This window comes from Gardnerella sp. DNF01195 (assembly GCF_049244175.1).
In the GTDB taxonomy this organism is placed as follows: Bacteria; Actinomycetota; Actinomycetes; order Actinomycetales; family Bifidobacteriaceae; genus Bifidobacterium; species Bifidobacterium leopoldii.
The window spans coordinates 600,748-619,789 of sequence record NZ_CP058383.1 but is presented as its reverse complement, the minus strand read 5'-3'; the positions used below and the strand labels follow the sequence as shown (position 1 = coordinate 619,789).

Annotated in this window: 15 protein-coding genes, 1 tRNA gene and 1 pseudogene; 4 read left to right on the top strand and 13 right to left on the bottom strand. The window is 42.2% G+C overall.

The window, feature by feature from the left end:
• Positions 1–263: 263 nt before the first annotated feature.
• Positions 264–2,312, top strand: coding sequence for an AMP-dependent synthetase/ligase (locus HXT43_RS02215; protein ID WP_004106511.1), 2,049 nt, complete (start codon positions 264–266; stop codon positions 2,310–2,312).
• Positions 2,313–2,487: 175 nt separating this feature from the next.
• Positions 2,488–4,224 (top strand): CAP domain-containing protein, encoded by a 1,737-nt coding sequence (locus tag HXT43_RS02210; protein WP_421781061.1) that lies wholly within the window; start codon positions 2,488–2,490, stop codon positions 4,222–4,224.
• A gap of 190 nt (positions 4,225–4,414) precedes the next feature.
• On the opposite strand, the gene era is transcribed toward HXT43_RS02210, so the two are convergent.
• The 6 genes from era to HXT43_RS02180 form a co-directional block, all read right to left on the bottom strand.
• Positions 4,415–5,410: a GTPase Era gene (gene era, locus HXT43_RS02205; RefSeq protein ID WP_004119093.1), complete on the bottom strand. Its 996-nt coding sequence runs from the start codon at positions 5,408–5,410 to the stop codon at positions 4,415–4,417.
• Between the two features lie 70 nt (positions 5,411–5,480).
• The gene (locus HXT43_RS02200) at positions 5,481–6,989 is read right to left on the bottom strand and encodes a hemolysin family protein (protein ID WP_421781059.1); all 1,509 of its coding nucleotides are present in this window, start codon (positions 6,987–6,989) and stop codon (positions 5,481–5,483) included.
• A 20-nt stretch (positions 6,990–7,009) separates the two neighbouring features.
• Positions 7,010–7,570: an rRNA maturation RNase YbeY gene (ybeY, locus tag HXT43_RS02195; RefSeq protein ID WP_064340645.1), complete on the bottom strand. Its 561-nt coding sequence runs from the start codon at positions 7,568–7,570 to the stop codon at positions 7,010–7,012.
• 3 nt (positions 7,571–7,573) lie between these two features.
• Positions 7,574–8,767, bottom strand: a complete 1,194-nt coding sequence (locus HXT43_RS02190) for a PhoH family protein (RefSeq protein ID WP_004119091.1) — start codon at positions 8,765–8,767, stop codon at positions 7,574–7,576.
• A 3-nt stretch (positions 8,768–8,770) separates the two neighbouring features.
• Entirely contained in the window at positions 8,771–9,133 is a 363-nt protein-coding gene (locus tag HXT43_RS02185) for a histidine triad nucleotide-binding protein (protein ID WP_004106318.1), read from the bottom strand.
• Between the two features lie 112 nt (positions 9,134–9,245).
• Positions 9,246–10,043 (bottom strand): 16S rRNA (uracil(1498)-N(3))-methyltransferase, encoded by a 798-nt coding sequence (locus HXT43_RS02180; RefSeq protein ID WP_004106319.1) that lies wholly within the window; start codon positions 10,041–10,043, stop codon positions 9,246–9,248.
• Between the two features lie 94 nt (positions 10,044–10,137).
• Between HXT43_RS02180 and HXT43_RS02175 the strand changes: the two genes are divergently transcribed.
• Entirely contained in the window at positions 10,138–11,223 is a 1,086-nt protein-coding gene (locus HXT43_RS02175; RefSeq protein WP_004106320.1) for a succinate dehydrogenase/fumarate reductase iron-sulfur subunit, read from the top strand.
• Between the two features lies 1 nt (position 11,224).
• On the opposite strand, the gene HXT43_RS02170 is transcribed toward HXT43_RS02175, so the two are convergent.
• The 5 genes and pseudogenes from HXT43_RS02170 to HXT43_RS02150 form a co-directional block, all read right to left on the bottom strand.
• Entirely contained in the window at positions 11,225–12,031 is an 807-nt protein-coding gene (locus HXT43_RS02170) for a TIGR00730 family Rossman fold protein (RefSeq protein ID WP_004119089.1), read from the bottom strand.
• A gap of 71 nt (positions 12,032–12,102) precedes the next feature.
• Positions 12,103–13,341, bottom strand: a pseudogene (locus HXT43_RS02165) (Na+/H+ antiporter NhaA); the annotation flags it as partial.
• A 161-nt stretch (positions 13,342–13,502) separates the two neighbouring features.
• Positions 13,503–13,576: transfer RNA gene (locus HXT43_RS02160), tRNA-Arg, on the bottom strand.
• A gap of 153 nt (positions 13,577–13,729) precedes the next feature.
• On the bottom strand, positions 13,730–14,404 hold the full coding sequence (locus tag HXT43_RS02155) for an ATP-dependent Clp protease proteolytic subunit (protein ID WP_004106323.1): 675 nt from the start codon (positions 14,402–14,404) through the stop codon (positions 13,730–13,732).
• Between the two features lie 2 nt (positions 14,405–14,406).
• The gene (locus HXT43_RS02150) at positions 14,407–15,018 is read right to left on the bottom strand and encodes an ATP-dependent Clp protease proteolytic subunit (protein ID WP_004106325.1); all 612 of its coding nucleotides are present in this window, start codon (positions 15,016–15,018) and stop codon (positions 14,407–14,409) included.
• A gap of 214 nt (positions 15,019–15,232) precedes the next feature.
• Here HXT43_RS02150 and HXT43_RS02145 point away from each other — a divergent pair, with 214 nt between their 5' ends.
• Positions 15,233–16,003: a hypothetical protein gene (locus HXT43_RS02145; RefSeq protein ID WP_004106326.1), complete on the top strand. Its 771-nt coding sequence runs from the start codon at positions 15,233–15,235 to the stop codon at positions 16,001–16,003.
• A 134-nt stretch (positions 16,004–16,137) separates the two neighbouring features.
• On the opposite strand, the gene HXT43_RS02140 is transcribed toward HXT43_RS02145, so the two are convergent.
• Both HXT43_RS02140 and tig read right to left on the bottom strand, forming a co-directional pair.
• On the bottom strand, positions 16,138–17,427 hold the full coding sequence (locus HXT43_RS02140; RefSeq protein WP_223293626.1) for a chloride channel protein: 1,290 nt from the start codon (positions 17,425–17,427) through the stop codon (positions 16,138–16,140).
• A 254-nt stretch (positions 17,428–17,681) separates the two neighbouring features.
• Positions 17,682–19,031 carry a trigger factor gene (tig, locus tag HXT43_RS02135; RefSeq protein ID WP_004119087.1) on the bottom strand — a complete coding sequence of 450 codons (1,350 nt, stop codon included), beginning with the start codon at positions 19,029–19,031 and terminating at the stop codon, positions 17,682–17,684.
• Positions 19,032–19,042: the final 11 nt, after the last annotated feature.

Here is a 19,042-nt window from a genome sequence, read left to right as displayed (position 1 = left end):
AGAGGCTATCAGCCCAGTCGATAACGGAACTCTGCCAACAAACTAATCACAAGCTAGTGGCATATTCCCTCGCCAAAGCAACTTTGCTATTCTAACGACAGGCTACGACTTATAGCAAATACAAAATTATTACTAATCAAATCGAATATAACTGCTACTTGAGCATACAAACGATTATTATAGTTAATAGTATGTAAGTGCATAGCATGATACTATGATGTGCGCTTAATCCGCAAGCCGTTTGGCATAATGAAGGAGCAAATGTGTCCGTTTTTAATGCACTCCAACAGCAAGCGTTTAATCTTGCCCGTAAAGCATTGCGTATTGGCAGTAACTTCGCGCACCCAGTCAGCGATGACCGTGCAGGCGGACCAGACTACCTTAATACGGATCAAGAAAACACAAATACTTTACTTTCACAAAAACAACGCCTTCCACACGTAGAAGAGTGGGGTGCGCAAATGCCAACAACGACGTTTATCGATCCGGAAACAGGCTTGCTGACCACAAAAACCGAAAGCGCAGCACCTCTTGACGATGGCACAAGCATTTATGACTTATACGCAGATCGCGCAGCACGTATGGGCGACGATCCTCTTTACACTTATAAAGAAAACGATAAGTGGGTCACAAAAACAGCTAATCAGTTCCTTCAAGAAGTACGCGATGCCGCAAAAGGTTTGATGCACTACGGATTGCGCAAAGGCGACGCTGTTGCTTTTATGTGCAAAACATCATACGAGTGGGATGTAACAGACGCAGCAGTTATGGCTTGCGGCGGTGTTCTTGCAACTATTTATGACACGGATTCAGCTGAGCAAATTCGCAATATTGTGAATAATTCCGACTCGCGTTTCCTTATTGTTGAAACAACTGACATGCGAGATAAAGCTGATGGAGCTATTGAAGAATGCCCAAGTTTGGAACGCATTATTTGCATTGAAACAGGCGGTTTAGCAGAACTTCAAGCTTTCGGATACGCTGTTAGCGATGAGGAACTAGATGCTCGCATTGATTCTGTAAAGAAAACAGACTTGTGCTCTATTGTTTACACTTCTGGCTCCACAGCTGCACCTAAAGGTGTGGAAATGACTCACGAACACTATTGCACTACAGCGTTGAATTTGCCTGTTTACTTGCCGAATTTGCTTAGCGAAAAAGACGGCTCTGTGCTTCTGTTCCTTCCTCAAGCACACTCTTTTGCAAGAGCAATTAACTATATTGTTGTTGCAAGTACGTTGCGCATTTATATTGCTCAAGGTATTCCTACTTTGATTTCCGATTTGCAAGTTGCAAAACCTACGGTTATGATTGTTGTCCCTCGAGTTCTTGAGAAGGTTTATAACGCAGCTTCGCAGAAGGCTGGTCACGGTGCTAAAGGCTTGGCTTTCCAGGGTGCTGTTGTGACGGCTCAACAGTATATGAAGGAAGTTCAGGAATTTGGTGACGCTAAGGCTCTTACTAAAGCTCGCCGCACTGCTTACGATCCGCTTGTTTATCGTCCACTTCGCCAAGCTCTTGGCGGTCGCGCACGCTGGATTGTTGCAGGTGGAGCTCCTCTAGATCCTGAATTGCTTTCATTCTTCCGCGGAGCAGGAGTTCCTGTCTACGAAGGTTATGGTCTTACAGAAACTACTGCACCATGCGCGTTTACTCCTATTGGAGTTCCATTCCGAGAAGGTTCTGTTGGCATTGCATTCCCAGCTTTTACTTTGCGAATCGCATCCGACGGAGAAGTGCAAATTAAAGGCACTTGCGTATTCCATAAGTATCACAAAAACGATGAAGCAACAGAAACTTCATTTACTAAAGACGGATGGTATGCAACAGGCGATTTGGGACGAATTGACGACGATGGCATGCTTTATATTACCGGACGTAAGAAGGATTTGATTATTACTGCTGGCGGTAAGAATGTTGCTCCTGGACCTATTGAAGAGATGATTAAGAGATGCGAACTTGTGTCTCAGGCTCTCGTTCTTGGAGATAAGCGTCCGTTTATTTCTGCACTTGTTACTTTAGACGAAGAAACTTTACGAAATTGGCTTAAACTCAAGGGTCTTGACGCTACTATGAGCATGGAAGAGGCTGCTAATAATGCTGTCGTTCGTGCTGAAGTGCAAAAATTTATAGATCTTGCCAATGAAGGCGTGTCACGCGCAGAATCTGTGCGAAAGTTCATTATTTTGCCAGAAGAGTTTACGCAAGAAAACGGCTTAATGACTGCGTCTATGAAGATTATTCGTCCACGAGTTATTAAGCGCTACACTACTTTACTTAATACACAAATGTATACGACGCGCAAAAAGTAGTTTGTTTAAATTAACTCAGCTGAACGCACACAATTTACCCCGTATTTGGAAAGTTAATATATTTAACTCTACAAATGCGGGGTAAATTGCATAAAAAATACACATTTAAAATGTTTCACATACTTATTAAAATTATGCGTGCAAGGGAATTTTTCCTACAAGAAAGAGAACAATTATGAATAAAAACAAAACTATAAAATCTGAAAGAAAAGTTTATTCAAATACTTTTTCTAAGAAACTTACTGCCGCAAGCGTAGCGGTAATTTTAACTGGGGCTTCTATCTCAATGTTTGCAGTTACTGCCAATAGTGCATATGCAAACGAAACTGATTTAAAACAACCTACTGTTCTCATTCCTAACAATAAAGTCACTTACAATGTAGCATCAGCTCCACTAACAAAAGGCGCAACAACTTCACAAAGCAGTGTAGAAAAGACTGCCGCAGGTCTTTTTAGATTTGCAATGAACGATCCTTCTCTTACTGCGGCACAGCGCGAAGATGCTCGCAAAGCTTACGAAACTTTGACCGGACAATTAAATAAGCCAAGCTGGTACGACTCAAAGGTGACTTTAGGAAAAGGAGATATTTACCCAGATTCTCTTTCTCGCTTAAGCAAAGCAATATCTTATATGCAAGCAATTAATGCTTATCGCCAAAGCATAGGATTAAGTCCTATGGGCGTAAGCCTCCAATTAACCGCTGATGCAATTAACGATGCATTCTATTCTGCAAACTACATCGGTCATGCTCGTCACTATAATACTTATGAAAATTTGGCTTGGGCTGATTACGGCGATGGTTCATACACCGGTGGCACAACACCTGAAACAATGACTGGCGCAATGAAGCAGTGGATTACAGACGAAAAGAAAGTTTACGACGAATACAAGTCACGTGGACAAGAGGCTCCAGAAGGCGAAGTTGGTCACTATTTGAACTTCATTAACGGCTCACTTGGTTCAATGGGATTCACTACTGGAAACATTAGTAATGAGTACGGTAGCATTGCAGCATGGGATGCTTCAACAGAAAGCGCTCCTTTCACAATCGAACAATACAAACAACTTATTGACAGGTACATCAATGGTAATGGTGGATCTTCCAGCCAAACACCAACACCGTCAGTTCCTGACCACACGGTGCCGTCAGTTCCTGACCACACCGTGCCGTCAGATCCTGAAGTAGATCATACTGTTACACCAGATGTTATGCCAAATATCAATATTCCAGAAGAATATCCAAGCTTTAGCCATTCCGATTACAATATTGGTGTAGGAGATATCAATTCTTCTAACTTCGACTTAGGAGACTTCAACTTCGGCTTAGGCAACACCACCGACTTCAGCGGAACCAACATCGGAGACTTCAACTTCGGCTTAGGCAACACCACCGACTTCAGCGGAACCAACATCGGAGACTTCAACTTCGGCTTAGGCAACACCACCGACTTCAGCGGAACCAACATCGGAGACTTCAACTTCGGCTTAGGCAACACCACCGACTTCAGCGGAACCAACATCGGAGACTTCAACTTCGGCTTAGGCAACACCACCGACTTCAGCGGAACCAACATCGGAGACTTCAACTTCGGCTTAGGCAACACCACCGACTTCAGCGGAACCAACATCGGAGACTTCAACTTCGGCTTAGGCAACACCACCGACTTCAGCGGAACCAACATCGGAGACTTCAACTTCGGCTTAGGCAACACCACCGACTTCAGCGGAACCAACATCGGAGACTTCAACTTCGGCTTAGGCAACACCACCGACTTCAGCGGAACCAACATCGGAGACTCTAGCTTGGGAGACTTCAACTTCGGAGACTTAAACGGCTCCAACGCTTCAACTACTTTACCTGCATCTAGCACTACGGATACCCCTGTAGTTGATCCTGACACACTTCTGTAAGAAGCTGAAATCTAATTAACAAACAAAAATGAAGTGACGCAGCGGCATTCACCGTTGCGTCACTTTTTATTACAACTTATTTGCAAAGAATTGTGTTTTCAACTTGAGTAAGGTTACTCTCATAATCACTTCCACAGAAACCATTATTACTTATTAAGTAGATTGTCACAAAATAAGTAAATATGCTCTACTAGAACCCCAAACGCTCAAGCTTCTTAGGATCGCTCTGCCATCCTTTTGCAACCTTCACATGCAATTCAAGCACAGCTTTTGTGCCAGTAATACGATTTACAGCCGTGCGCAAACGCTTCTTTACGCGCACTAAATGCTCCGCACGATGGCCAATAATAATCGGCTTTTGAGAATCACGCTCAACATAAACAGATACAAGCACATGCGCTTTATTGTCGTCGTATTGAGTATCCTCTCCACCGCCCGGATACACAATATCGTCAACTACAACAGCTAAAGAATGAGGCAACTCGTCGTCCAACTCTTCCAAAAATGCGCCGCGAATAAGCTCCGAAATCATGCTTTCTGGGCTTTCCTCACTAAGCTGATCCGCCGGATACATTTGCGGACCTTCAGGCAAGTTTTGAATCAAAACATTCTTAACTTCGTCAACATTGTCGCGTTCCAACGCACTAACCGGCACGATATCCGTAAAATCAGCAAACTGTTGTATTTGAAGCAAATGCTCAACTAACTCGCTGCGGCTAAGCGTATCAATTTTCGTAACAATACCGATAAGCGGAACTTTCCAAGTCCAATTGCCCTTCTCATCTTTTTTAGCAAAATCAGAACGAAGTCGACTCAGAATTCGCCTATCCCCAGGACCAATCTCCTGGTCTGCTGGAAGCAAAAATGCAATCGCGTCAACATCTGAAAGTGACTCGTCAACAATATCGTTCAAACGCTGACCAAGAAGCGTACGAGGACGGTGAATACCTGGAGTATCAACCAACACCATTTGTGCATTATCGGTAGTAACAATCCCTCGAATAGCTTTACGCGTAGTTTCCGGACGAGACGACGCAATAGCAATTTGCGTACCAATAAGAGCATTCATAAGCGTAGACTTACCAACGTTTGGTCTACCAACTACAGCTACGAAACCGGAACGATAACCGTGAAAATCAGGAGTAGAAATCGTTGCACGAGTTGAAGCGTCTAGATTTGCAAACATCTCGTCGTCGAAGTCATCAGTGTCGTCGAAGTTGTTAATATTATTCACGTTATTCTTACCGTCCAGTTCTTTATTTCAGCATATTCGTTTGTTTCATAGTACTAGCTTGCTTCAAAGCATTGGTTTGTTTGCTTTCAGCAGATTTTTCGGAAGAGCTAATGTCATTTTGATTATCCTTAGAATCCTTAGACTCTTCCAAAACTTGTGCATCTCGTTCTATTAAAATAGTAGATACTTTCTTTCGCCTACCAGCTGAATCTACAGCAGTTAATTTTAGTCCTCTTGTAACAGCGCTGGAACCAACAATCGGCACATTACCAATCAACTTCGTAAGCAAACCAAACACAGTATCCACATCGTCTTCGTCAATATGAACTTCAAAAATATCTTCCAAATCTGCGATTGACGTTCGAGCAGGCATCTTCCACACGCCGTCACGTATTTCTTCTGGATCTGCATGCTGAGTGCGATCGTGCTCATCTTCCAACTCGCCAACAATTTGCTCAATAGCATCCTCAATAGTAACCAAGCCTGCAATACCGCCGTATTCGTCAACCACTACTGCCACATGCTGGCGAATTCGTTGCATTTCATGGAATAAATCGTCAACCGGCTTCGACTCAGGAACAAGCATAGGGTCTCGGCTAATTGTTTCAACTGCTCTAGAAGATGCTGCAGGATTAAACACAGTAGCGCGTACAGCATCCTTCAAATAAGCAACACCTACTAAATCATCTACAGAATCTCCAATAACGGGAACTCGAGAAAATCCTGAACGAGAGCATAATTTAAGGAAATTTTCCAGCGTTTCGTCACTTTTTACGCAAATCATATCGGTTCTAGGTACCATTATTTCGCGAGTCAAAGTATCTGAAAGCGTGAGCACATTGCGCATCATTTCCGACACTTCCGGATCGAAATCATTCGCTTCAACAAGTCGATCAATACTCGCCTTTGCTTGATCTAGCTGAATATCTTCCAAAGCTTCATCATCTGAAAGATCAACATGCTTTTTCCTAGAAGTGACGTCAACATCGCTAGCAATATGCACTAAAGGATTAATCGCAATAGCAATAGACACAATGCGAGAAAGTCGCATCAACTTTGCTACAGGTTGAGCCGCACCAACTGAACGTGGACGAACAAGAATAGAAATCACAGCTACAGCTACTGAAACAACAACACCAATAATAAGAGTTACCCATAAAGGCGAGCCGAAAAATGCAGCTAAAGAAGCAAACAAAACTCCATCTAAAACGTTACATAGCACACGCACAAAAGCGCATGCTCCAGAAGTTGTATAACGGTCAGCAATCAGTTTTTTTACACGATGGATTCTAGCAATTCGACGCATACGCACTATGGCACTAGTTTCATCATCATGCGTTTGCGCTTCAATCATAAGATTATTTAAGCTTGCACGAGTAACTCTAGGCACTGCACCTTCTGCAGCAGCCATAGCAAGCGAAAGCCATACAAGCAGCATTGCCAGCACAAGCAATGCAGCTAAGCCAATCCAGATATGCAACGGCAATTGCGGAACTGATATGCTAGAAAATATTTGCTTAATATATTCCATAATTATGCTCTTAATGCGCTTTAATGCTGTTTTTTATTTTTATTTTTGACGCTACTCGCTTCATGCTCAGCATCGTAACGCTCAAGCTCGTTTACTGCACCTTCTGGCAAAGTTGCATCATACAATTCTCCAGATCGAGCAGCGAAAAAAGTAAGCATTAGTTGACGTTGCAAACCAAACATTTGCTTTTCTTCTTCCGGAGTAGTGTGATCATAGCCAAGCAAATGCAAAATACCATGAATAGTTAGCAACAACATTTCTTCCATAGTACTATGCCCAGCCGCGAGCGCCTGCTGTTGAGCAACCCACGGGCAAATCACCAAGTCTCCAAGCATTCCTTCAGAAACTTTTTCATCGCTTCCAGGAGTAAGCTCGTCCATTGGGAAACTCATAACATCTGTTGGGCCTTCTAGGTTCATCCAACGTTCATGCAAACAGGCAATTGGCTCTGGATCAACAAAAGTAATCGATAAGTCCGAATGCGTACTTACTTTCATTTGTTGAAGAACCCACATTCCAAGATCTGAGAAGATTTTAGCGTCAATATTCCACACTGTTTCATTCATGACTTCAATGCTCATGATTTATCCGTTATTCCTCTCAGTAGATTCTTTAGTACGTTCACGTTTTTTACGTTCAAGCATTGCATCGTAATTTTCGTATGCTTCCACAATACGACCAACTAAAGCATGACGCACAACGTCTTCTGCTTGCAAATGCACAAAAGCAATATCTTTAACTTCGCCCAAAATCTTCTCAATAGAAACAAGACCAGAACGCACAACTGCTAAATCAACCTGTGTGCTATCTCCTGTAATCACCATGGTTGTATTAAAACCGAGTCGAGTTAGGAACATTTTTAATTGCTGAACAGTCGCATTTTGCGCTTCATCAAGAATAACAAAAGCATCGTTTAATGTGCGACCTCGCATATAAGCAAGAGGAGCAACTTCAACAACATTCTCGTCAAGATAGCGTTTTAGTTGTGCAGATCCAAGCATGTCAGAAAGTGCATCATAGAGTGGGCGCAAATATGGATCAACTTTATCGTTTAAAGTTCCAGGCAAGAATCCTAAGTTTTCGCCGGCTTCAACAGCAGGACGAGTAAGAACAATTCTGCGAACTCTTCCATCTTCCAATGCACGAACAGCTTTAGCAACTGCTAAATACGTTTTTCCGGTTCCTGCAGGACCAATTCCAAACGTTACAATATTGCAATCCATTGCTTGCACATATGCCGTTTGACCAGCAGTTTTTGCTCGAACAGGATTTCCTCCAGCAAACGTAATCACGCCTTTACTCATTCGAGCTCTTCTGCTCATAGCACGGCGATGCGCTTCTTCGCTAGAAGGCAACAGCTCACTTGAATCTCTTGAAAACTCATTTTCAGCGCGCGAAGCAGAATTATTAATTGCATAGGATGAAGAAATAATACTATTTCCAAGCACTCCACCATCATGACCGATACGGTTTATACGCACATTGTGTTCATCGTTATGCAAAATATCACGCTCAAGCATGCGTCTTACTTCGTACGCATCCATAGGTTGTTCGTAAGCTGCATCAATCATGCGCCTAAACGCATACTCAGCTTTAGCTGCATCTTCATCTGCTCTAGCTGAATGAGCAACAATTTGAACATCTTTGCCTCGCACAGTAATATCTGCTTCTGGAAAAGCATGTTCTACTTCACGCAAACCAGCATCTGCAGCACCTAAAACTGCAACCGAGCTTAATTCGCTAGGAATTTGCACAAAACGCGTAGTACTTTTCGTCACGATTTACAAGCTACCTTCTACAAGTTTTTCGCCAGTTAATACATGAGCATGAACATGAAACACTGTTTGACCAGCATCAATACCAGTATTAAATACGAGTCGATAATCACCGTTGAATTCATCATCAGCAATTTTTTGTGCGACACCAGCAATATGGGCCAAAGTTTCAGGAGCTTTACTAGCAAGCTCAGCAACATTCTTATAGTGATTGCGCGGCACAATCAGCACATGCACTTTTGCTTGAGGATTAATATCTTTAAAAGCAACTACCGAATCGTCTTCATAAACTCTGCTGCTCGGTATTTCTCCAGCAACAATTTTACAAAAAATGCAATCAGCATCAGTATTGTAAGTGATATCACTCATGGTTTCTCCCCTATTTGCTACTAAATGAAATCAATGCCTTAAGCCAAAAGCAATCGACACTCTTCTTATTATTTTACACAATTATGAGCACTTTTAGATACGATTTATGCGATTATTCGTAACGTCCTAAAACACGCGAAAGAAGAGAAAGAGCTACAGGTCCTGCAGTAGATGCACGAAGAATATTGCTACCTAAAACGCAGCTTTTAGCACCAGCATCAATAAACATTGACACTTCATCGTCACTAATACCACCTTCTGGCCCAACTAAAACGTAAATAGTGCGCTCTTTACCATCCTCCAAACAGCGCTCGCTAAGAGTATTTACTGCTTGTTCTATTTGATTCCAGCAATCAGTTGCGTCTTGATGCAATACGATTACGAGATTTCCGTAAACGCACGCACGCCTACATATTGCAACTATTTGCTTGCTCGAAACACATTCTTGAAGTTCAGGCATCCATGCACGACGAGATTGCTCTGTGGCAGACTGTAAAACTTGGCTCCAACGCTTATCTGTGCGACCAGGTTTCCACTTTGCAATTGAACGATCCGCGCACCAAGGGATTACTTCATCCACGCCAATTTGCGTAGCCATATCAATTGCTTGCTCATCGTGCCCTGTTTTTGCCAAAGCTTGAACAAGTGCAAGTCTAGTCATTCGCGGAGCTTCCCTAGTAAACGCTTCTACACGAACTAAGCCATTTTCAACATCCGTCACCTTTGCATGAATGCGCAAGCCTTTGCCGTCAGAAAGTTGCAAAGCATCGCCTTCTAATAGTCGCATGGCAGATATAGCGTGACGTTTTACTTGAGATGGAAGCGCAATCGTCCACCCTTCTTCGATTCCTTCTGCAAGCACAGGAGCATTATCGTGATCAGTATCAAGCAAAAATAAAGCGTCAGTCATAGTTCAAGCCTAACGTGAGGATGCGCCAAGTACTAAAAAATGTTTCTGTGCAAGTATTGTGGCAAACTAGAACAGTACGTATTGGAGGTTTGCAATGAGTAATGAGCTTGGTGATAACACTGCGCTTGTTACTTTGCGTATTTCACGCTTTACTCCATGTAATAAATCTGAAGATGATGCAAACAGTAAACAGACAGAGCGCAAGCGCAGAGAAAGTCCTTTTGCGCGCAGAAAGCGCAGTAATCCTTTCGCAAAACTAGATTCTTCAGAAAATAACATAAATAATTCTTCCGAATCTAGTGAATCCAGAATATCTAGTGAATCCGGTGAATCTTACGAATCTTCTCCAAAACGCATTCAAGGTAAGCATTGGGTTCAAGATTACAGTTTACGCGTTCATTCTACTGACACTATTCTTGACTGTTTACTGACTATTAAACGCACAATCGACCCAACTTTAGCTTTCCGCTACTCATGCGGTCACGGCGTTTGCGGTTCCGACGCTGCAAACGTAAATGGCATGCCAACCTTACTATGCAGTGCAACTATTGGTGCGAACGCACGTCCTGAAAGCACAAATAGCGTGCAATCTCGAGGCTTTAGAAAAACTGGCACTACTAGCAGCTCCTCACAGTCGACAAAATCGCCAACTTTACAGCAAAAATCTAAAGAGACTACCACTTTGCAAAATGGCACTTTTGGTATTATTGAGCTTGCTCCACTTTCAGGATTTGCAGTTCAACGAGATCTTATTTGCGATATTTCGCCTATGATTTCGCAAATAAAACGCTTAGAACCTTATTTGCAAGCATCTAACGTTTCTACGAGGAATACTGAAGGGAAACTCCAGCTTATTGAGTTTCTGCAACATCCTGAGGAACTTAAAAAATTTGAACTTTTGAGCAATTGCATTATGTGCGGTGCTTGCGAAGGAATTTGCCCAATTTACGCAGGCGGAGAAGCCTTTATTGGGCCTGCAGCATTAGTTAACGCGGCTCGTTTTATTTACGATTCCAGAGACAACGCAACAGAGCATCGCCTTGATCTAATAGACAGCAGTGACGGTATTAGCGCATGCCAGTCAGTTAGAGCATGTTCAAGACAGTGCCCTCGCGGAATTGATATTGGCGAAGAAATTTGGCAGCTTACAACGCTTGTAAACGAGCGCAAAAACTCTTAGATTATTCAATTCCAGATGCTATGCGCACTGCCTCTATTGGGTCGTCTGTAACAGCAAACAAGTGCGGATCGAGTGAAGAAATAAAACCTCGTTGAGTTACTGTAGACTTCAGCCAGTCAATCAAACCATTCCAATACGAAGTACCGAAAAGAACAACAGGCACGCGCGCAACTTTATGCGTTTGCACTAAAGTCAAAGCTTCAAACATTTCATCCATCGTGCCAAAACCGCCAGGGCACACAATAATTCCAGAAGAATACTTCATAAACATTGTTTTACGCACGAAAAAATACCGAAATTGCATGCCAAGATTAATCCACTTATTCAAACCCTGCTCATGAGGAAGCTCAATCCCCAATCCTACAGACGTACCACCAGCTTCTGCAGCTCCACGGTTTGCAGCTTCCATAATTCCAGGACCGCCACCTGTAATAACAGCAAAACCGCGTTTTACAAGCTCTGAACCCATAGTACGAGCTAAAGAATACTCAGGATCATCTTCTTTTATTCGAGCAGAACCAAAAATACTAACAGCTTTACCTAACGATGCGAGCGCGTCAAAACCATCAACAAACTCAGCTTGAATACGAAGCGCACGCCATGGATCCGCGCTACGCCAATCCCATCTCTTATCTACTTCTACACCAACTCCAGAAGCAAGCTGCTGATTGTTATCGTTACGAAGAAGCGTCTCTGTAGTGCTCTCCTTAGGAATCATAGAACCGCGCATCACAACAGAACCACGATGATACGTGTTATTCCAAGGTGGAACATCTACTGAAAAATCTTCTTTATTACTATTAAACATGATTTCTCCTAGAAATTTACTTTCAAATATATTGAAAATAATAATTAAAACTAGTCTTCAACTTCATCTAATTCTTCTTCCATATGCTTTGCTTGCATAGAAAGTAAGAAGCCAGAAACTCCTGCAGCAATAATAGAAGCAACAAGAACGCCAAAACGTGCTTCAGCAGACAAATCTGCGTCAGAATACGCAAGCGAGGCAATAAGAAGAGAAACAGTGAAACCAATTCCACACGCACATGCTGTAGGCATTAAGTCTACTACGCGAAGACCATCAGGAACTTTCAAACCTAGAACACGCTTTGATATCCAAGCAGTTGCCATAATTCCAACAGGTTTACCAACAACAAGAGCAATAGTGATGGCAATCAAAATTGGCGAGAAGAACAACTCCCAAGTCAATGTTTCAAAATGCACTCCTGTAGCGAAAAGAGCGAAAATTGGAAGAGCCAATAACGCAGAAACAGGCTGAATTTTTTCACGATAGCGTTCAGCCCGAAGCGTTTTTTCACCATGAACTAAATGCGCCGGAGTTAGCAAACCCACCATTACTCCAGCTAAAGTTGGATGCACGCCAGCTTCATACATCATAATCCAAGCCATAATTCCTACTATTGCAACCAACGGCCATGGAACACGCTTCAAACGCACTAAAGTAGTCCAAACCAAACCGCAAGCAATTACTCCAGCAAACCAATACCATGCGTTAAGAGACGAGAAGAAGACAGCAATAAGTGCTATTCCAAGCAAATCGTCTACTGTAGCAAGAGTCATAAGAAATGCGCGCAAAGCGTGTGGCAAAGTTTTTGCAAATAAAGCAAGAACAGCAAGAGAGAAAGCTATATCCGTTGCTGTAGGTATTGCCCACCCGTCACGAACCATATCAAGCGAAGGTAAAGCGCCAGAAGTAAGACGCATAATCTCCTGCCCAGCATGCAATTCAGAAAATACAGTTACTGTAGCAACAAACAGCAAAGGAGGCACAATCATTCCACCAACAGCACAAATCATTGGCATTGCAGCTGCGCGAGGGTCAGAAAGCGAACCAGCAATAAGCTCATGTTTTAAATCTAAACCAACCGAAAGGAAGAAAATAGTAAGCACGCCATCTTGTACCCAGTGACCAATCGACATGTGTATATTCGTCCACGGAATGCCTACATGAGTATGCGATACGGCTTCAAATATTGGTGCGGTTAAAGGAATATTTGCAAGCAATAAGCCGGTAAGAGCGAAACCAAGCATAATTAAGCCAGAAATTCGCTCATTATTTGCAATATTGCGTGCTACTCTCCAACTGCGTCGTATCATATTGTAAATATTTCCTCCACTAAATGCATTTATAACGTTTATAACGTTTTATAGTGCAAAATATGTGATTCGCACTTTTAAGTATAACTGAGAGGCATAAACCGAGCGAGTTGCATACGAATTAAAAAAAAACGCGGAGCAAAAGCTTCGCGTTTTGTTTGTGCGCCAGACAGGATTCGAACCTGCAACCTTCTGATCCGTAGTCAGATGCTCTAATCCGTTGGGCTACTGGCGCATGTTTCCAGCCTCAAGAACCATGTCCTTGTTTCCGGCAACTTGACTAATATACAACCATCCGCGCTAAAACACAAACCCCGGCGTGTCGACCGGGGTTTGTTGTTAAGAAATGCAAGAATTGATAAATACTCGCTAAGTTGTAAAGATTGAATTATGCTCTGCGCTCAAGCACTTCGTCAACCATTCCATAAGCTTTAGCTTCTGGAGCAGTCAAAATAGTATCCACTTCAATATCTTTACGGATGCGCTCAATATCTTGACCAGTATGCTTTGCAAGAGTTGATTCTAACCAAGAACGCAAACGCAACATTTCCTTAGCTTGAAGCTCAATTTCAGTAGCTTTACCAAAATCTTGACCCATTGCAGGCTGATGGATAAGCACACGAGCATTTGGCAAAATCATGCGCTTACCAGCAGCTCCAGCAGCAAGAATAATAGCAGCAGCAGAAGCAGCCTGACCTAAGCAAACAGTTTGAACATCTGGATTAATGTATTGCATTGTGTCATAAATCGCAGTCATAGCAGTCATCGAACCGCCAGGTGAATTAATGTACATCATCACATCGCGATCAGAATCCATGCTTTCTAAAACAAGCAACTGAGCCATAATGTCGTCAGCAGAAGTGTCATCTACTTGCACACCCATGAAAATAATGCGATCTTCAAACAGCTTAGTGTAAGGATCTTGCGTTTTCATGCCATATGGAGTTTGCTCGCCAAATTGAGGCAACACGTAACGATTAGTAATGCGCTGAGCAGAAGTAACGCCGCCAAAACCAGCTAAACGCTCAGCACGCGCAACAAACTTTGCTTCTTCACTTGCCATAATTACTCCTCACCGCGCATAGAAGCAGGAGTGGTCACAATTTTATCTACGAAACCATACTCCAAAGCTTGCTGAGCTGTAAACCAGTGATCGTATTCGTTATCTCGGTAAATTTCCTCTACCGTATGACCAGTCTGCTTTGCAGTCAATTCAGAAAGCGTTTTTTTCATATCCATAATAAGCTCTGCGTTAATTCGCACATCCGTAGCAGTGCCACCGACACCGCCAGAAGGTTGATGCATAAGCACACGAGCATGTGAGGTAATATAACGCTTACCAGGAGTGCCAGAACTAAGCAAGAACTGACCCATAGATGCAGCCATGCCAACAGCAATAGTTGCAACATCTGGCTCAATTAATTGCATAGTATCGTAAATTGCCATACCAGCAGTAATTGAACCTCCAGGCGAATTAATATACAACCAAATATCCTTCTTAGGATCTTCCGCAGCAAGCATTAACATTTGCGCGCAAATAACATTGGCATTCTCGTCTTTTACTTCAGATCCCAACCAAATAATGCGATCTTTTAGCAACCGATTAAAAATAGAATCAGTTGATGTAGGCGCTTCAGCCTGTTCCATCACAGGAGAAGCTGTAAAAAGCTCAGTCACTATATCTCCTTGTTACCACGTAATTATTTCTACACTACCTTGTGCGCATGACCGCATAGAAAATATTGCGAATATGATTTGAATTGAATGTTTTACGCCAAATTTCTAAAATTTTATTCATATCAACAGATGTAATTTTTACTTATTACCTCACGTTAGTATGCATTATTGAGTATATTTTTATTGGATTATCAATTCATTATAAGGAGTAATTATGGATCCTAACCAATTGCCAGACAACAACTACTCGCCTGCTCCGATGCCAAATAACGAGTATCCAAATAATGGTTACCAAAATAATACATACCCAAATAATGTAAATCCAAATAACGGATACCCAAACAATGGTTATGGAAACAATGGGTACCAGAACAACGGATACCCAAATAACGGATACCAGAACAACAATTACCCTAATAATGTAAATCCAAATAATGGTTACCAACCAAACTTATATCAGAATAATCAACAACCAGTCAACAACTATCCTGCAAACGCTTATCCAAATGCAACAAATACAAGTGCTCATAAGTCAAAATACATTTGGCTTATTGTTGTCATAGTAGTAGCAATAGTTGCAGTAGGTGGCTACGTAATTTCAACTAATCTTAAACCGCATTACAATTGCGCTGCACCAAAAAGCGCAAATATTGAAGAATACGTACATTGCCATCCAGAAGAAGCTAAAAAACTCACTAATGGATTTAATGATGCCACTAGCAGCTCACCATTCAACATAACGTTTGACACTAAAGGTGATCAGCTCAATATAAATGCAAAGTTCAAAAGGCACCTATCTGATTTAGAAATTACAGCGTTAAAGACTGGAATGCAAACATACGGCGATAGCCTCTCGAACTTGATGCCACAATCAGCATCGGATGATATGAAAGAAAAAATTATTGCACCAGTACGAGTGCATTTCATCTTCTCAAACGATGATGGAACTTTTATCGCAGATAAAGAATTCAGCTCTAATAATTAATTAAAAAAATAACTAAAGTAATCAACATAACTAAAAAATATTTACTTACAATAAATGCGCCTTTGCTAATACTGAACTAGCATAGGCGCATTTATTTTGCACATATTGTATTTTCCATACTAAAAATTCAAACATTATTTGCGCATAAAAATTTTTGGTATTATCGCTATGCTTCTAGATACAGCACAAGAAACAGCCATCGGAATAATCATAATCATAGGCGCATTCACTAATTGCGCTACCAAAAAAAGCGCAAACCACAATGACTTTCGGCTTGCAGTTAACAGACTTGCAGCGCCAAAAATAGCAGCTATTATCAATATTTTTGGCTGACTTGATAGCATGCCACCAACAACTGGAATGTTCATACTTATAAAACCTACGATCAGCCCTACGCAAGCCCCAGACGACATACTCGGCTGAAGCACACCACCACTTGCGCCAGCTCGAAGAGTGCAACTTGTTAAAATTATTTTTGCAACAAATAGTAGAAGCAAAGTTACCAAAGAGTTTTTGTCAATTGCAATACTTGTTTTTGCAATATTATATGCGTATTGTGCTAAAGCTCTGCCATTGCCCATAATTGCTGGATTCCACGATGCAACTAATCCCGTTACTAAGCCCATTAATGGCAAAAAATATAAAATTTGGTAATTGCGAGCACACTTAGAGCGAGCCCAACGAATCATCTTATGGAAAAGAGTGCCAACAATACCGCAAGCAATGCCAACTATAATTGCAAGTAGCAACACAGTAGTGTTGACAATATGGATGTCATTAAGACTTGGCAAACAATAGTAAGGTTCATCCCCAAGCACAAAAATAGTAGTCAATGATGCAATTTCACTTATACATAACGCAATAGCAAAAATACTAAATTTTTGTATAAGCCAATACCATTTCAAACGCTTTAAAGAAGATTTCGATTCGTGAGAAAAACGTGGAATTGCAACCAAACCTAGTGCCATAATCGCACCCGCTATTGGAGCGCGATAAACTCCAGCTAAACCAGCACCAGCAGCACTTGCAACCAAAACGCGAGCTTGAAATTCACTGACTCGAATAAAGCAGAGTAACTTCTGAGTGAGCATTGCAGCTAATTCTCGAGGCGCAACTTCTCTACCTAAACTTGCGCCAGAAGCAACTATAAAAATTTGTAAACATACATGGATAATCGTCGTATTAAATGGCATCGATTGGCCACTAACAGCATGAGCTATATCGACAATATGATTAGAAGATTTTGTCCATAACCACATCCAAATAATTGCAGCAACAGACATCACAATTAATACAACAGCAACGTAGTGCAATATTGGCAATCCAACTGGCGAAGGTTTAAGAGCGGATTCTGAAAATCCGAACATTACGTTTTGCACAGCATGTAGTAACAGAGTTAATAATATTGCACCAACCCCAGCCATAACTGCAACAAAAAAGGCAATAAGACTTAATCGTAAACATGTAAAAACGTAGCTCAAACACTTACAAAGTTTTTTACTGCCTACTATTTGCAAATTGCGTTTTTCCATTAGCAGCAGCCTTCCTTATGTTATTTGTTTTTAATTTTATTTGTTTTCATTTATTTAAAGTATAACAACAACACAAAAACCCAGAGCAAAAGCCCTGGGTTTTAGCAAATATGAGAAAGTATAAACTTTCTCTTGTTTGAAAAATACTACTTAGAAAGTTCGTCAGCAACTTCTGCAGCAGCAGAAGCAGCCTTCACGCTTTCGTCTTCGTCATCATCCTCAGACAAGAATGCACTCAAGTCAAGAGCTTCTCCGCCGGAAACGAACTTTACAGCACGCATACCAGCAAGCAAGCCCTTAGAACGAGCAACCTCCTGCACGGCAGAACCAAGCTGACCGTTGTTAACGATTGCGTTAATGAACTGGTTTGGATCCATGCCGTACTGCTGAGCAACAGAAACCAAGAAGTTGGTGACGTCAGCCTGGGAAACAGTCACATCCATCTGTTCAGCCAAAGCGTCAAGAACCATCTGGTCGCGAAGTTCCTTCTCAGCAGCCTGCTGAGCTTCGTCCTTCTGCTTCTTGGTAGCTTTTTCAGGATCAGGGGTCATGCCCTTCAAATGCTCTGAAACAGCCTTGTCCAAAACGCCCTTTGGCACAGGAATTTCAACTTCTTCCTGAAGCTTAACAAGGAATGCGTCACGGGCATTAGTTGCCTGACGACCTTCAGCAGCCTGCTCGCAAGCCTTGCGAATATCTGCCTTCAATTCCTTCAAAGTATCAAACTCGGAAGCTTCCTGAGCAAAATCATCATCAAGCTCTGGCAATTCCTGAGTCTTTACGGAATTAACCTTAACTTTAATCTGAGCCTTCTCGCCCTTGTGCTTGCCGGACTCGAGAGTACCTTCAAAGGTGGTTTCTTCACCGGCGGAAAGGCTATCCAAAGCCTCATCCAAACCGTCAAGCAACACACCGGAACCGATTTCGTAGCTTACGCCCTCTTGTGCATCAACTACTTCGTCATCGATACGAGCTTCCAAATCAATGTTAGTGTAATCACCCTTAGCTGCAGGACGATCAACACCAACCAAAGTAGCAAAACGCTGACGGAGGCTTTCTAAGCGCTCCTTGACATCCTTGTCGGAAACCTTTGGCTTCTCAACTTCAATCTCAACGCCCTTGAACTTGTTCAACTTGAAATCTGGACGACGCTCAACTGTTGCTACAAACTTAAGACTTGCATCTGCATCAGTCGACGTTGGAACTTCCTGAACGTCAAATTCTGGCTGATCCATTGGGCGGATCTTCTTTTCTTCCAAAGCCCTGGAATAAAGCTCTGGTACAGCGGAATTTACGGCTTCGCCAGCAACAGCTGCGAAACCGACGCGCTGATCTACAATCTTGCCTGGCACATGTCCCTTACGGAAACCTGGCACGTTAATTTGCTTAGCAATCTCCTTACGAGCTTCTTCCAAGAATGGTTTGAAGTCTTCGAGATCTGCGGTAATGGTGAGCTTAACTTTAGTTGGCTCAAGATTCCTGACGCTGATTTTCACGCTTGCGCTCC

Bases quoted from the DNA above. Each gene is read 5' to 3' on its own strand.
- HXT43_RS02170 (WP_004119089.1), bottom strand. From the start codon at position 12,031: ATGTTTAATAGTAATAAAGAAGATTTTTCAGTAGATGTTCCACCTTGG.
- HXT43_RS02210 (WP_421781061.1), top strand. From the start codon at position 2,488: ATGAATAAAAACAAAACTATAAAATCTGAAAGAAAAGTTTATTCAAAT.
- ybeY (WP_064340645.1), bottom strand. From the start codon at position 7,570: ATGAGCATTGAAGTCATGAATGAAACAGTGTGGAATATTGACGCTAAA.
- HXT43_RS02145 (WP_004106326.1), top strand. From the start codon at position 15,233: ATGGATCCTAACCAATTGCCAGACAACAACTACTCGCCTGCTCCGATG.
- HXT43_RS02175 (WP_004106320.1), top strand. From the start codon at position 10,138: ATGAGTAATGAGCTTGGTGATAACACTGCGCTTGTTACTTTGCGTATT.
- HXT43_RS02140 (WP_223293626.1), bottom strand. From the start codon at position 17,427: ATGGCTGGGGTTGGTGCAATATTATTAACTCTGTTACTACATGCTGTG.
- HXT43_RS02180 (WP_004106319.1), bottom strand. From the start codon at position 10,043: ATGACTGACGCTTTATTTTTGCTTGATACTGATCACGATAATGCTCCT.
- HXT43_RS02200 (WP_421781059.1), bottom strand. From the start codon at position 6,989: ATGGAATATATTAAGCAAATATTTTCTAGCATATCAGTTCCGCAATTG.
- HXT43_RS02185 (WP_004106318.1), bottom strand. From the start codon at position 9,133: ATGAGTGATATCACTTACAATACTGATGCTGATTGCATTTTTTGTAAA.
- era (WP_004119093.1), bottom strand. From the start codon at position 5,410: ATGTTTGCAAATCTAGACGCTTCAACTCGTGCAACGATTTCTACTCCT.
- HXT43_RS02155 (WP_004106323.1), bottom strand. From the start codon at position 14,404: ATGGCAAGTGAAGAAGCAAAGTTTGTTGCGCGTGCTGAGCGTTTAGCT.